At 49.4% G+C, this 14,713-nt stretch carries 13 protein-coding genes; 12 read left to right on the top strand and 1 reads right to left on the bottom strand.

The features are described from left to right. Window positions 1-49 precede the first annotated feature (49 nt). The 6 genes from KBS54_02090 (at window position 50) to KBS54_02065 (ending at window position 7,661) form a co-directional block, all read left to right on the top strand. Window positions 50-1,420 carry a peptidoglycan DD-metalloendopeptidase family protein gene (locus KBS54_02090; GenBank protein MBQ0054919.1) on the top strand — a complete coding sequence of 457 codons (1,371 nt, stop codon included), beginning with the start codon at window positions 50-52 and terminating at the stop codon, window positions 1,418-1,420. Between the two features lie 75 nt (window positions 1,421-1,495). Beyond that, window positions 1,496-3,094: a CTP synthase gene (locus KBS54_02085; GenBank protein ID MBQ0054918.1), complete on the top strand. Its 1,599-nt coding sequence runs from the start codon at window positions 1,496-1,498 to the stop codon at window positions 3,092-3,094. A gap of 28 nt (window positions 3,095-3,122) precedes the next feature. Next, the gene (locus KBS54_02080) at window positions 3,123-4,301 is read left to right on the top strand and encodes a hypothetical protein (protein MBQ0054917.1); all 1,179 of its coding nucleotides are present in this window, start codon (window positions 3,123-3,125) and stop codon (window positions 4,299-4,301) included. 9 nt (window positions 4,302-4,310) lie between these two features. Further along, entirely contained in the window at window positions 4,311-4,868 is a 558-nt protein-coding gene (gene lptC, locus KBS54_02075) for an LPS export ABC transporter periplasmic protein LptC (GenBank protein ID MBQ0054916.1), read from the top strand. After that, a complete protein-coding gene (locus tag KBS54_02070) occupies window positions 4,862-6,694 on the top strand; it encodes a hypothetical protein (GenBank protein MBQ0054915.1) in 1,833 nt (610 codons plus the stop codon). The genes lptC and KBS54_02070 overlap by 7 nt, the downstream gene beginning before the upstream one ends. A gap of 13 nt (window positions 6,695-6,707) precedes the next feature. Beyond that, a complete protein-coding gene (locus KBS54_02065) occupies window positions 6,708-7,661 on the top strand; it encodes a D-alanine--D-alanine ligase (GenBank protein MBQ0054914.1) in 954 nt (317 codons plus the stop codon). 104 nt (window positions 7,662-7,765) lie between these two features. Here the strand turns inward: KBS54_02065 and greA are convergent, their stop codons facing one another. Beyond that, entirely contained in the window at window positions 7,766-8,248 is a 483-nt protein-coding gene (gene greA / locus KBS54_02060) for a transcription elongation factor GreA (GenBank protein ID MBQ0054913.1), read from the bottom strand. 432 nt (window positions 8,249-8,680) lie between these two features. Between greA and KBS54_02055 the strand changes: the two genes are divergently transcribed. From KBS54_02055 to KBS54_02030, 6 genes are all read left to right on the top strand, one after another. Continuing rightward, window positions 8,681-9,721, top strand: a complete 1,041-nt coding sequence (locus tag KBS54_02055) for a threonine synthase (protein ID MBQ0054912.1) — start codon at window positions 8,681-8,683, stop codon at window positions 9,719-9,721. Then, window positions 9,721-10,698 carry a homoserine kinase gene (gene thrB / locus KBS54_02050; GenBank protein ID MBQ0054911.1) on the top strand — a complete coding sequence of 326 codons (978 nt, stop codon included), beginning with the start codon at window positions 9,721-9,723 and terminating at the stop codon, window positions 10,696-10,698. The genes KBS54_02055 and thrB overlap by 1 nt, the downstream gene beginning before the upstream one ends. Then, window positions 10,695-11,927, top strand: coding sequence for an aspartate kinase (locus KBS54_02045; protein MBQ0054910.1), 1,233 nt, complete (start codon window positions 10,695-10,697; stop codon window positions 11,925-11,927). Before thrB ends, KBS54_02045 begins: the two co-directional genes overlap by 4 nt. Next, entirely contained in the window at window positions 11,927-12,925 is a 999-nt protein-coding gene (locus tag KBS54_02040; protein MBQ0054909.1) for an aspartate-semialdehyde dehydrogenase, read from the top strand. The genes KBS54_02045 and KBS54_02040 overlap by 1 nt, the downstream gene beginning before the upstream one ends. 323 nt (window positions 12,926-13,248) lie before the next feature. Then, a complete protein-coding gene (locus tag KBS54_02035) occupies window positions 13,249-14,103 on the top strand; it encodes a Bro-N domain-containing protein (protein ID MBQ0054908.1) in 855 nt (284 codons plus the stop codon). A gap of 159 nt (window positions 14,104-14,262) precedes the next feature. Next, window positions 14,263-14,598 (top strand): ORF6N domain-containing protein, encoded by a 336-nt coding sequence (locus tag KBS54_02030; protein ID MBQ0054907.1) that lies wholly within the window; start codon window positions 14,263-14,265, stop codon window positions 14,596-14,598. Window positions 14,599-14,713 lie beyond the last annotated feature (115 nt).

The following is a 14,713-nucleotide window of genomic DNA, read 5'->3' as shown; positions in this document are numbered from 1 at the left end:
GCTGTGTCTGCAAAACGAATCAGACTGGAGAACTTTTAGAGGAAAAAGAGTGAAGTTTAATCGGAGCAACAGAAAGACCATAGTAACGTATATGGCGGTTATTGCATTCACGGCGGTTTTTGCAATAGCTTATTTCAGCAGTTACGCTACTGTCAAGAGAACAGACTATATTTCCGAATTTGAAATGCTTCCTGCAAATTTGCAGGAAAGCGACAGCGGATTCAGGCTTGTGGACATCAGCGACGTTGTCGGCAGCAGCGCGGAAAAAATAGAAGAAGAAGTAATAACACCGCTCGGTATAGGAAAAATACCCAGTCTGCCCGATACAGACAGCGGCGAGATAAAAATGTACAATGTTTTGCAGAATAATGATGGTCCCATTTCAGAGGCGGAAAAGGACAATCTGACGGAAGATATTCACTGGAGAGAATACATTACAGGTCCAGATGATACAATATCCTCCGTAGCGAAGGAATTTAACGCCAATCCTGCTGACGTGAGAAAGGCGAATTGTTTTTCCGAGAATACGGAAACAGTCAAGGAAGGAACGCTGCTTTTTATCCCCGATTCTGACTGGGACATTGAAATTACGCGCAATTACGTGCAGAAAATTCGTGCTGAAGCTGAGCGCATTGTGATGGAAAAGAACAAGATGCACCCTTTGGCGTACGTTATACAGCGCGGGGATACAGCAGCCAAAATTGCCAGACGTTTCGGCATAAAAGCCGAAACCCTGATGTCGGCAAATGCCGGAAAAAGATTTGCCGCAGGCAACACGCTGACAATACCTACGATGAACGGAATTTACGTCCGTGCGCAGAAAAAAGATACGGTTACAAGCATTGCAAGGCGATACGGAAGCAGCGCGGCTTCCATCATGCGCGCGAACGGCATAAAAGGAAACAGCCTGCGTGCCGGAATAAAGATTTTTGTTCCGGGAGGCAGACAGCCTGAAACCTATATGCTTTCGTCAGGTTCACGATCAAGCTCGCGTTTCGCCGGCAGAATATTGCCGGAAACCGGCGGCAGCATCGGGCATTTCAGCTGGCCGTGCCACGGACGGGTTACAAGTTCGTACGGCTACAGAAGAAGCCCGTTCAGACGGCGCAGGTCTGTTTTCCATGCGGGCATAGACATCGGCGCTCCCCGCGGCACTCCGGTTGTCGCCTCGGCAAGCGGAGTCGTTTCCCATGCGGGCTGGATGAGCGGTTACGGTAAAACTGTAATTATTCAGCACGGAGGCGGCGTTTCCACGCTTTACGGGCACAACAGTTCGCTGCTTGTAGGCGTCGGAAGAACCGTGAGCAGAGGGCAGATAATAGCAAGAGTTGGAAGTACGGGCAGATCTACCGGCAATCACTGCCATTTTGAAATCAGGCGCGGAGGACGGCCTACGAATCCGATGCGCGGATTGAGATAAAGAGCGGCGATGCCGCAGCGCAAAAAATGCCAATAAATTTTTGCAATATATTTGCAGTATAAAGGAGTGTTTAGCATGACCAAGTACATTTTTGTAACAGGCGGGGTTGTTTCCTCTCTTGGAAAGGGAATAACTGCCGCGTCGCTGGGGACTCTTATGAAGAGCCGCGGTTTTAAAGTGAGCAGCATCAAAATGGATCCGTACATCAACTACGATGCAGGCGCAATGAGTCCGTTTCAGCACGGAGAGGTTTTTGTCACGTGGGACGGGGCGGAAACTGACCTGGATCTCGGACATTACGAACGCTTCATCGGAGAGCCTATTGCCGCCGTTAACAGCTGCACGACAGGCAAGGTTTATTCCGCAGTTATACAGCGCGAGCGCGCCGGAGGCTATGGCGGAGGTACTGTTCAGGTTATTCCCCACATCACCAATGAAATTCAGGACAGAATAGTCCGCGCGGGAGAAGGAAAAGATATCGTTATAGCTGAAATAGGCGGCACGGTCGGCGACATAGAAGGACTCCCGTATCTTGAAGCGATACGTCAGCTTCCGGCAAGAGTGGGCAGGGAGAACATAGTGTACTGCCACGTAACGCTTGTGCCTTATATCGCCGCTTCGGCAGAGCTTAAGACAAAACCGACACAGCACAGCGTCAACGAGCTCAGAAGAATAGGCATTCAGCCGGACGTGATAGTTCTCCGCTGTCAGCAGGACGTTGATCAGGGTATGAAAGATAAGATAGGACTGTTCTGCAGTGTGGATCCCAAACTTGTTTTTGAGGCAAAGGATGCCGACACCATATACAGAATTCCGCCGACACTTCACAAACAGGGTTTTGACGTGGCGATTCTCAGAAAACTCGGACTTCCGGCAGACAGCGAACCTGATCTGCGCGACTGGGAAAAATTCCTTACCCGCTATGATAACAGAAAAGACGAGGTAACAGTTGCGCTGGTCGGAAAATATGCAGACATCAAGGATGCGTACCTCAGTGTTAATGAAGCACTGCTGCACGCAGGTGTTGCAAATGACGTAAAGGTCAACATTAAGCCGGTTGAGGTCGAAAAACTTGAAACCTGTTCGGCAGAAGAAATGCTCAGCGGGGCTGATGCAATTTTTGTTCCCGGCGGCGCAGAACATAAAAATCTTAATGGGGAAATAAAAACCGCGAAATACGCACGCGAAAAAGGAATTCCGTATTTTGGCACCTGCCTTGGAATGCAGGCAATGGCAGTTGAGTTTGCACGCGATGTTCTTGGTCTTGTTAATGCAGACAGCACCGAATTTAATAAAAACACGGATACCCCTGTAATATGCAGCGTAGCGGAAGGCAGCGCACCGCGTATAGGAGCTTATAAATGCAAACTGATTCCCGGAACGAAAGCTGCCGCTGTCTATAATGCTGAAAGTGTCGATGAGCGTCACAGCAGACACTATGAATTCAACAACGAATATGCGGAACAGCTTGAGAAAGCGGGACTGAAAATTGCAGGACGCTGCCCGTCAGCCAATCAGGTGGAGATTTTGGAAATTCCGGAGCACCCCTGGATGATAGGCGTTCAGTTCCAGCCTGAATTTTTGTCAAGACCTGTAAAACCGCATCCGCTTTTTGAAGATTTTATCAGAACAACTGTTCAGCTCAAAAAAGCTGCTGAAAACAAACAGAACTAAACTACTGACACAAGGGAGGAATTTGAAAATGAAAAAGTTTGTCACGGCTCTTTTAATCGCATTGTTCTGCCTTTCCTGCACGTCAGCCGCATTTGCCGATCAGGCTGCGGCGGCGAAACCCGCCGAGAAAACTGCAGAACAGACAGTAACAAATCCCGTTCCTTCAGATGACCCTGCCGAGCAGGAAGCGGCTGAAAAAGCAAAAGCAGAAGCTGAGGCAAAAGAAGCTGCCGCGCTTGCCGAAAAGATGAAGGTCAACGAACCCGGGGCTGCGCTCTTTCAGGTTCTTGAGCGCTGCGAAACAATAGTCTACGCGCAGGCGCAGTCAGGCGCTTTGCTGCCCAGACTGTGCCGTCTGGAAAAAGACGTTTTCGGGCGCGAGCTTCCGGGCAGTCTTACAGAGCGCCAGACCGCCCTGCTCAGATTCCTTGAAGATGGATCCGAAAGTTCCCCGTCGCTGCTTTACAAGGTTGCCATTTCCGAATGGGGAACAACAAAAAAAATAATGCCTGAAGCAGGACTTTCACGCCGTCTGGATACAGTGGAAATTGTTATAGACGGCGCCACTACGGAAGGTCCTATCGCCTCCCGCGCTGAAAAAATACTCGGTAAAATACTGCCTGAAAATACAAGCTATACGCAGGCAACGCTTCCGGCAGGAACCGTCGTAAAGGCGCAGCTGCTTAAAACTCTTACCGTGCGTACGTGCAAGCCGGGCGATAAAGTTGTGCTTGGTCTTCTGAACGAAATAAAACAGGACGACATAATTGTAGCTCCGGCAGGCAGCAGACTTCTTGCGACCATTACGAAGGTAAAGGCGCCGCGCAGCTTCGGACGCGGTTCCGAAATAGAAATGAAATTTGATCTGCTTGAGACAATCCAGCCGAAACAGATACCTGTAGGTATAGGCGATTTTGCCAAAAAAGCGGCAAGCGTAGAAGGGACAACCATAGGGGCAGTCGGCGCAAGTTTTGCAGGGGCGGTTATACTTGGTCCTGTTGGTTTGGTAACAGGCGCTTTTATCCGCGGGAACGATAAACAGCTGAAAGAGGGAACAATATTCTACGTGGAAACGGCGGAAGCGGCAGAGGTAAAGGGCTACAAAATACCTTCCTCCATCTCAAACTACGCTTCAATGAACGAAAATCAGCCGTCGCCGCAGGGCAGCGGCGCGACACAGCCCGCAGAAAAACCTGTACAGCAGTAAAAACGCCCAATGACCGCAGACGTCAGAAAAATTTTCAATGTATTGTTCAGCAGGCGGAGCAGAATAATATTTCTGCTCCTGGCTGCTGTTGTCTGCGGAGGTTATCTGTATCGTGATTTCCGCCTTGACTTGACGACGAAAATTGAAAAACTGCCTGACGTTGTTATACATGATGTAAAACTTGACAGGGTGATTAACAACCGCAGATGGAGATTAAAATCTCCCAGGGTGGAAACAAAGGACAACGTACTGTACGGCGATAATTTGGACGTTATCATAAATGAAAATGACGGTACTGAAAGCCGCGTATATGCCAAAAAAGGAATTTTCAGCAGGGATAACGGCAATCTTAAGCTTGAAAACGCAAAGGGAACAATGACTTCGGGTGACAAAACTTATGATATGACAACCGGAATTGCTGATTACAATGAAAAAAATGACGTATGGATTTTCAGCGGAAAACTTTTTCTTACCGATCAGGAGACGATACTGACAGGTGAAAGCGGTTCCTTCAATTCAGTAAGCGGAGATTGTCAGGTAAAAGGCGGGGGCAAAATATCATGGTAAAGAAATGCAAAAAAATAATTTGTCTGACTGCTTTTATCCTGCTGTTTGCATTGGTGCGTGTTGTGTCTGCCGGAGATGATTTCTACATAAACAGCAATTCGGACATGATTAACTCGGGTTTTGGCAATGGTGTTGAAGAAAATCTGTACGCAGAGAAGGAACTTTTTGAAGAGCAGGAAGAAAAGAAACCTCTCGACAAGGATCCTGTCGTTGTTCAAAACACGGGTGATAATGCGGAATATGAAGGGATAGAGGTAAAACCGTATAAAAAATCCCAGGAAGTATTGCTTGACGCCGATTACGTAAGCTACGACCAGAAAAGCGGAATCGCCGTTGCCAGAGGCAACGTCTATGCCCGAAACCAGCTGACAACGATTCGTGCCCCATACGTTGAGTACGACTCGAATACTTACATTGTCCATGCCCTGTCGGACGCAGACAATGAAGTCATTGTTGTCAACGACAAAAGCACTTACAGAGGCAGTGAGCTTGAATACAACACGATGACCAAACGCGGAGTGTTTACCGAAGTCAGCGGAAAAGCGGAAGCAATTTTTCTGAACGGCAGAGACGTGCATTTTCTTCCCGCAGACGAAGCGGTTGCCGAAAAATTGGCAAAGCGTAAATACGTCGGCAAAAAAAAGATAGACAACAAGGACGTTATAGCCCATTGGCAGGACGTTTCCGCCACAACCTGCGATTTTAGCAAACCTCATTACAAACTTGAAACAAAAAAGGCGATAATAATTCCGGGCAAAGCTACAATACTTAAAAAGCCGAAACTGTATTTCAGCAATCATTGTGTCATGCGCTATCCGTTTGATTACATAATAAGACCAAAAAAGAAAGACAAATTTATGCCCATGATAGGCTATACCTCAAAAAAAGGCGCCGGATTGGGCGTGAATGCGGCAAAATATCTTGGCAAATGGGGAACGCTTGAAGCCTCCGCCTCCTACTGGACGGAGAATATGTTTGAAGCGTCCTTCAGCTACAGCAAACAGCTCGCGAAAAATTTGAGTTTTTATGCCGCGACGAACAGACAGTACAACAGCGATGACGATTCTTTGATGTGGAGACCAACGCTTGCTTTAAGCTACTGGCTGCACGGTTGGAACGCGCGTCTGCGCTATTCGGAAAACGAAGTCTACTCAACACAGCACGTGATAGGTACCACGAGCCGTTACAATCTGTCGCGCAGACCTGAACTTACAATAGGTTCGCCATGGTTCTTTAAGCACTTTAAACCTGCCAAAATATCATTTGAAACAACATTCGGAAGGTATGGTGACGAAAGAAGCAAAATAGGCGAAACCAACCGCTTCCAGCTGCTTGCCCGTGCGCAGAGCAATTTTAACGTTAAACTGTTTAATTTCCTGTCGCCTTATTATGGAACTGTGTATCAGTACAGCAAATACAGCGATGAAAATAGAAGCACCCAGAGAGCTCTTGATGCTTGGATAGGCGTCAGATACAACATCGGCGCATTCAATTTGAGTACCCGCTACTACCGGCGCTGGATGTACGATTACAGTCCTATGAATTTTGACCGTTTAAGCGACGATATATACGTAAATCAGACTCTGTCTTTCCCATTGCCGATAGGTCCTTCCTATTCAAAATGGAGAGTCGCGCTCTCAGGCTATTACGACTTTGTGAACGACCGTTTCCCTGCCATAAACTATGCGCTGACCTATAACAAACACTGCTATACGTGGGAGTTGTGGGGAAGACACGAGTTTTACGGTACTGAAAATCAGCTTGGACTTTCGTTCTACATTAACGCGTATCCTCAGAATAAACTTAATATAGGTTCTGAAAGATAAAGGGTGAATTGACATGAAAATAGTAGTTGCGTGCGGCGGCACCAGTCCTGAAAGAGAAGTATCGCTGAATTCCGGAGAGGCAGTGGCATCTGCGCTTGCCGAATTTGGTCACGATGTTATAAAGGCGGATATCCGTTCGCCGGAAGAAATAGTTTTCAACTGGGCGGATTACGATGCAGACGGAGTGTTTGTTGCTCTTCACGGAGACTGGGGAGAAGACGGGACACTTCAGGCGTGTCTTGCGTCACACGGGATTCCTTTTACGGGTTCAGGCGCCGAAGCCTGCATGTTTGGTATGTACAAGGACGTTGCGAGATTCCTCTTTGACGCTTCCGGAGTACAGATTGCCGAAGGCTACGCGAAACCTAAAGGCAGCGCTTTTGACGACCGCGACACTGCAATGCTTGAAAAATACGGGCACCTTATAATCAAACCGAACAGCGGCGGAAGCACAGTAGGTCTGACGCAGGTGAAAAGCCGTGAAGATTTTGAGCGCGGCATGGAGCTTGCATGGAACAGCTACGTGTACGAAGACAAAGCGCTTGTTGAGCAGTATATCCCGGGCAGAGAAGCGACCTGCCCCGTTTGGGAAAGAGCCGACGGTAGTCTGATTGCGCTTCCGGTTATAGAAATTAAGCCCAAAGAGGGCTTCTACGATTACAAAAACAAATACACGCACGGAAACACCGAGTACGTCTGTCCTGCGGAATTTGACGCGGAGCTTACGGCAAAGGTTCAGCAGGCTGCGCTGCTTGCGCACAAAAGTCTCGGCGCGAGAGCGTACAGCCGCACCGATTTCAGAATTACGGACGACGGCGGGGTCTACGCGCTCGAAGCAAATCTGGCGCCCGGAATGACCTCAACGAGCCTTGTTCCGAAAGCAGCCAAAGCCTACGGCGTAAGCTTCCCGGAATTTTTGGACGAAATAGTCAGAGTTTCGTTCGGAATACAGAGAAAATATCAGTAACAACGAAATGTACTGTCGGACAACACAAAGCAGCCAAATTTGGCTGCTTTGTACTTTATACATTAACGTATTTGTGCTGCGAAAAATAAAAGCGCGGAGGCGTTTTATTTTTCTATTTTTGTTATTTTAAGCTTTCTGATGCCTTTCGGGGTGCGGACGGTAACGGCTGCTTTTACCGCATTGCCGAGCAGCGCCAAACCTACCGGACTGTCTTTTGAAATCTTCGGAGGTTCCGCCTGGATATCAGCCTCTTCCGTAGCGACTATCTGGTAGGTAAAGCTTTTCTTCTTCTCTTCAAAGGTTACCGTTGTTCCGAGGCTGACTACGCTCGTGTCGATGTTTTTTTCGTCGATAACGATTGCCTTTGCGAGCTGAGTTTCGAGCTGCAGAATTCTTCCTTCGATTTTTTCCTGCTCTTCCTTTGCCGCATGATATTCGGCGTTTTCGCTGAGGTCGCCGAAACCGCGGGCTTCCTCAAGCTTTGCGGCTATCTGTGCGCGGCCTTCGGAACGAAGCTGGACGAGCTCTGCTTTAAGTTTGTCGTAGCCTTCCTGCGACAGTCTGATATGTTCTTCTACTTTTGCCATGTCAAACACCACCGGTGAAATAAATTTCTTCCTGACTGAAGAATTTTAGCAGATAACTGCTGAAATATCAAATACGGAAGAAAAGAATTGTCCGGAAAACGAAAAAAACGCAAAATATGCTGAAATTACTTGACAAGCGCCCGCCAATGTTTAAAATTAACGGACGAACTTAATACTGCAATGCGATGAAGAGGAAAAGTAACCCGCTGCAGGCTCTCCAGAGACGCGCCCCAAGTGCTGAAAGAGCGCGATTGCCGGACGGGCGGAAACCACCTCGGAGCAGCCGTCGAAGCCGTTTGCGGATAAGGCGGCAGGGTGCGCCCTGAACAGCGCAAAGAGGGCGGACAGCCGCCGAACAGGAGTGGAACAGCGGTAATTCTGCCGCCTCCTTTATGCGGAGGCGGCTTTTATTTTACAGCGGGAGGAATTATTATGGGTGTAATTCAAAACTACGGAAAACTTTTGCCGGTGACGGAGAAAACTCCGCGTATAACTCTCGGCGAGGGGAACACTCCTCTCGTGTATATTGAAAACATAAGCAAAATGCTTGAAATAGAACTTTACGGAAAGCTCGAGGGTTGCAACCCGTCAGGCTCTTTCAAAGACAGGGGAATGGTAATGGCGTTTGCAAAAGCGCTTGAAGACGGCGCAAAAGCGTTTGTCTGCGCTTCGACGGGCAATACCTCAGCCTCGGCGGCAGCCTATGCCGCTTCCGTAGGCAAACCGTGTTTCGTACTGCTTCCGGCAGGCAAGGTTGCGCTTGGCAAGCTCGCGCAGGCACTCATGTACGGCGCGAAAGTTATAGCAGTAAAAGGCAACTTTGACATGGCTCTTGAACTCGCGCGCGAAGCGGCGGAAAAAGAAGGCTTTGCAATAGTCAACTCGGTCAACCCCTACCGCCTCTGGGGACAGAGAAGCGGCGCATGGGAAGTCTGTGACGTACTCGGACAGGCACCCGACTGGCACGCGGTGCCGGTAGGCAACGCAGGAAACATCAGCGCGTACTGGGCAGGCTACAAACAGTACAAAGAAATCGGGAAAATAGACAAACTGCCGCGAATGATGGGCTTTCAGGCGGAAGGCGCGGCGCCTCTTGTAACGGGCAAACCGTGTCCCAACCCCGAAACGCTCGCAACCGCAATCCGCATAGGCAACCCTGTCAGCGCACACCTTGCAAAAGCGGCGGTTGAAGAATCAGACGGCGAATTTAATTCCGTGACGGACGAAGAAATACTTGCCGCGCAGAAACTGCTTTCCTCAAAAGGCGGAATATTTGCGGAACCTGCGTCATGCGCTCCGCTCGCGGGACTTGTGAAACTCAAAAAACTCGGAAAACTGCCGAAAGGCATAAAAGTCGTTATGGTACTCACCGGCAACGGGCTTAAAGACCCTGACACCGCAATGTCCCAGGTGGGAAGCCCCGTTGAAATAGGCGACACGCTGGAAGAACTGCTGGAGGTGATGAAAGGTTGATCGAAGCAAGCGACAGAGACCTCATAGTAATACGCACCCCTGCGACGAGCGCAAACCTGGGCTCAGGCTTTGACTGCCTCGGCATGGCGCTCTCCCTGAACAACATATTCAGGCTTACGGACATTCTTCCGAAAGGCGAATACCGCATTGAAGCGCACGGCGAAAGCGCGCGCGAGCTTCAGGAACCTGAGCACAATCTTGTAATAGAAGCGTACGAACGCGCCTGCAAGGAATGGGGAGTTGAAGGCCCTGGATTTACAATGTGGTGCCACAACATAATCCCGCTTTGCAGAGGGCTTGGAAGTTCCGCAGGTGCGGTTGTCGGCGGCGTACTCTTTGCCAAAACGCTCACCGGCTACGAATGTGACGAAGACGAACTGCTCCGCGTAATGACGCTCATCGAAGGACACCCTGACAACGCCGCGCCCTGCTATCTCGGCGGCATGGTCGTAAGCTGCTGGGACGGACAGACGCTGCGCTACGTAAAACTTCCGCCGCTGCCCTCAGACGTGCAGTGCGTCGTTGCGGTGCCGGACGAACGCGTCAACACGCACGACGCGCGTATGGCGCTCCCGAAACAGGTTTCCTTTGAAGACGCGGTATTCAACCTCGGACGCTCCGCATTCCTCACGGCGGCGTGGGCAACCGGAAAATGGGATTATCTGCACTGGGGAATGGACGACAGACTCCATCAGCCCTACCGCACAAAACTCTTTAGCGGCGGCGACGTAATATTTGACCGCGTAAAAGCGCTTCCCGAGTGCATAAGCGTTGCAATAAGCGGCTCAGGCTCAAGCGTCATAGCGATAGTCCGCGGCGCCGCGCAGCGCGTTGCGGAAACAATGTGCAAAACCTTCATGGAATACGGCGTTGCGTCGCAGTTCTTCGTGCTCGACGGCACCTCGCAGGGCGCAACGATGCACGTTGACGAAGCGGAGCTTGCAAAAGCATTGAAGGAAGGCGGTGCGTGCAAATGAGCTGGGAAAAATATCCGCTTACCGTACTGAAATTCGGCGGCACCTCTGTTGCCGACGCCGAAAGAATGAAACACGTGGCGGAAATAGTAAAGAAAATACGCGATGAAAACAACCGTGTGGCGGTAGTCGTCTCGGCAATGGGCAGCATGACCGACGACCTGCTCGCCCTTGCGGAAGACGTTTCCATGACACGTGACGGCAGGGAAATAGACCAGCTGCTTGCCACAGGCGAACAGCAGAGCGTTGCGCTCCTCTCCCTTGCGCTTCAGCAGTCGGGAATACCTGCGCAGTCCTTCACGGCGCGGCAAGCGGGAATAAAAGCCAAAGGTTTCCCCATGGAAGGACGCATATACGACATAGAGCCTTTGGCTGTTGAAAAAGTGCTCAACGAAGGAACAGTAGCGGTCATCACAGGATTTCAGGCGATAAATGACAACGGCGACGTAATCACCCTCGGCAGAGGAGGCTCCGACCTCTCGGCAGTTGCCCTGGCGGCAGCCCTGAAAGCGGACTCCTGCCGGCTGCTCAAAGACGTTGAAGGCATATATACGGCAGACCCCAGAGTAGTGCCGCAGGCAAAAAAAATAAAAGAAATGGATTTTGACGAATGCATGGAACTTGCGGTCAAAGGCGCAGGCGTGCTTCAGGCGAGAAGCGTTGAAATGGCGGCGCGCTACAAAGTTCCGCTCTACGTTGCATCAAGCTTTGTCGAAGAGGAGGGTACATGGGTAATGAACAATCCCGTAACGGAAGGACTTGTAATAAAATCGGTTGTACACGATACAAAAGTTGCAAAAGTAGTTATATACGGTGTTCCCGACACCCCGGGTATGGCTGCGGGGCTCTTCACCAGCCTTGCGGAACAGGGCGTCGGCGTAATGATGATAATACAGAACAACATGCGCGGAGGAGTCAATGACATAGGCTTCCTCGTCAAAAAAACCGACCTTGAAAAAGGAATACAGGTCTGCAGAAAATACTGCCGCGAAACAGACGCGCAGGGAGTTTCCTTCGACACCGAAATATCCCGTGTATCAATAATCGGCGCGGGAATTGCAAACCACCCCGAAGTACCTTCAAAAATGTTCAAAATACTTGCCGAAGCGAACGTCAACATAGAAATGATTGCGTCGTCATCAATGGCAATAACCGTTATAGTGGCTTCCAACCATGCGGAAGAAGCCGTACTTGCACTGCACAAAGCATTTATTGAGGAGGCGTCAGTATAATGAAAAAAGTAGCAGTACTTGGGGCAACAGGGCTTGTCGGCCGTGAAATGCTCAAAACGCTCGAACAGAGAAACTTCCCTGTATCCGAAATAATACCCCTTGCTTCGCCGCGCTCGGAAGGCGCGAAAATCAAATACAACGGCGAAGACATCACCGTACACGCCGTCAGCGAAAACTCCTTCAAAGGCGTTGACATCGCAATATTCTCAGCAGGCGGCGGAACCTCGCGCACCTGGGCGCCGGTGGCGGCAAAATCGGGCGCAATCGTCGTTGACAACAGCTCTGCATGGCGAATGGACCCCGACTGCCCTCTCGTTGTGCCTGAAATCAACCCCGAAGACATCAAAGAATGCAGAAAAGGAATTATAGCAAACCCCAACTGCGCAACCATACAGGCGCTTGTTGCCCTTTGGCCGCTGCACAAAGAAGCCGGACTCAAATACATCAACGTCAGCACCTACCAGTCAGTCGCAGGCACAGGCATAAAAGGCCTCAGCGCCCTTGAAAACGAAGCGAAAGCATGGGCGGAAGGCAAAGAAATCTGCACCGAAGGAAGCCCCTACGCGCACCAGATAGCCTTTGACCTTCTCCCGCACATAGGACCCTTCGACGACGAAGGAATATCCGAAGAAGAATGGAAAATGGTAAACGAATCAAGAAAAATCATGCACCTGCCCAACCTCCGCGTCAGCGGCATAACGGTACGAGTTCCCGTATTCAGGGGACACGGCGAAGCGGTAACGGCGCAGTTTGAAAAAGAACTCACCCCTGCCCGCGCGAAAGAAATCCTCAGCAGCGCAGACGGAGTAATACTCCGCGACGACCCCAAAAACGCAATATACCCGCTGCCGATCGAAGCAGCCGGAAACGACGCGGTCTACGTCGGACGCATCCGCAGAGACACTGGGCTTGACAACGCTCTTGCAATGTGGGTTGTCGCCGACAACCTCCGCAAAGGCGCGGCGCTCAACGCTGTACAAATCGCGGAACTGCTCTGACAAAGAAAAACAAAACACTTCAGCCTCCCATCGGGAGGCTTTTTTTTGCGAACAATACGCAAAATGTGCAAAAAACAATCAGCAAAAATACCGAGGCGCGAAAACGGGCAGACCGTATAATAACCTTACAGACGAGAAAAAATGGTGTTGAACATCTCCCCCTCACGCACGCGCAGCGGCAAAACGCCGCCGCGTGTGTTATTTGCGCGGTACAAAACACAAAATTCTCAAAAAATGTCATTTGCAAAATGACATTTTTTGCTTGAAATGCGATAATATAAACGAAAGAAACGGAGCAGCAAGGCTGCAAAGGAGATACGGCGATGGCGGAAAACGCGGTACAGCTTTTTGAAAGCAAAAAAATCAGAACAGCATGGGACGAAAACAAAGAAGAATGGTACCTCTCCGTAGTTGACGTAGTCAGTGCGCTGACAGAAAGCGCAGATCCGAAACAATATATAAAGAAAATGAGAAACAGAGATGAAGAACTAAATTTTAAGTGGGGTACAATTTGTACCCCGGTTAAAATGATAGCTGCGGACGGTAGGAAACGTGAAATCCAAGCTGCAAATGTTGAAGGTATACTTCGTATTATTCAGTCCATACCCTCAAAAAAAGCAGAGCCGTTTAAGTTATGGCTTGCCCAAGTAGGCAAAGAAAGAATAGACGAAACAATAGACCCCGAAATTGCAATAGACAGAGCGCTTGAAACATACCTTAAAAAAGGGTACGGCGAAGACTGGATACACCAGCGCGTGCTTGCGATACGCGTTCGCAACGAACTTACTGCGGAATGGCGTGAAAGAGGCATAAAACAAGGGGCGGAATACGCAATACTCACGGACGAAATCAGCAAAGCGTGGTCAGGAATGACAACGAGGCAGTACAAGAACTTCAAAGGACTTAAAAAAGAAAACTTGCGCGACAACATGACAACAACAGAACTGATACTCAATCTGCTTGCTGAAACCTCAACAAAAGACATCTCGGCGGCGGAAAAGCCTGAAAATTTTGAAGAAAGCACAAAAGTCGCCAAACGCGGAGGCAGAATTGCCGGAATTGCGAGAAAAGCTCTTGAAGCTGAAACAGGCAGACCGGTACTGACAGACAAAAACGCAGTAAACTTCAAAGAACTTTTGACAAACGTAATTGAAACGGCTGGCAGAACTGAAAAATAAACGGGCTGAACGGCAAATTCAGCCCGTGTTTTATGCCGAGGCGGAGCGGTATAGCACCAAATTTTCAAAAGATGTCATTTTGAAAATGACATTTTCAGGAAGATTTACTGTAAAATAGACAGCAAAAGGTCAGGAACGGAATACAAAGGCGGTGCGGACATGGCTGTTAAAAACGAAATCGCATTAGTAACGCAGGAAAACATCAGGAACAAAATCTACACAATACGCGGACAGCGTGTAATGCTTGACAGCGACCTCGCAGCGATTTACGGTTACACGACGAAGGCGTTTAATCAGCAGGTAAAAAACAATATCGAGAAATTTGAAGAAGATTTTATGTTCCAACTCACTAAGGAAGAGGTTGAAACATTTTCAAGGTCAAATTTTTTGACCTTGAAAATGGATAAACGCGGAAGCAATATAAAATACAAGCCCTACGCCTTTACCGAGCAGGGCATATACAATCAATCTCCGTCTTCCTGCGGGCTCCGTTAGGAGCAGCGCAGGAACCAGCGGCGTTGTCAATAGTAAGCAGTAAGCACAATGAAACCGGCAGTTTATATACTTGCAAACGGCAGAAACGGAACGGTATACGTAGGTACTACGTCAA

Origin of the sequence: Candidatus Equadaptatus faecalis, from assembly GCA_018065065.1 — a bacterium.
In the GTDB taxonomy this organism is placed as follows: domain Bacteria; phylum Synergistota; class Synergistia; order Synergistales; family Synergistaceae; genus Equadaptatus; species Equadaptatus faecalis.
This window is presented reverse-complemented; position numbering and strand designations above follow the sequence as displayed.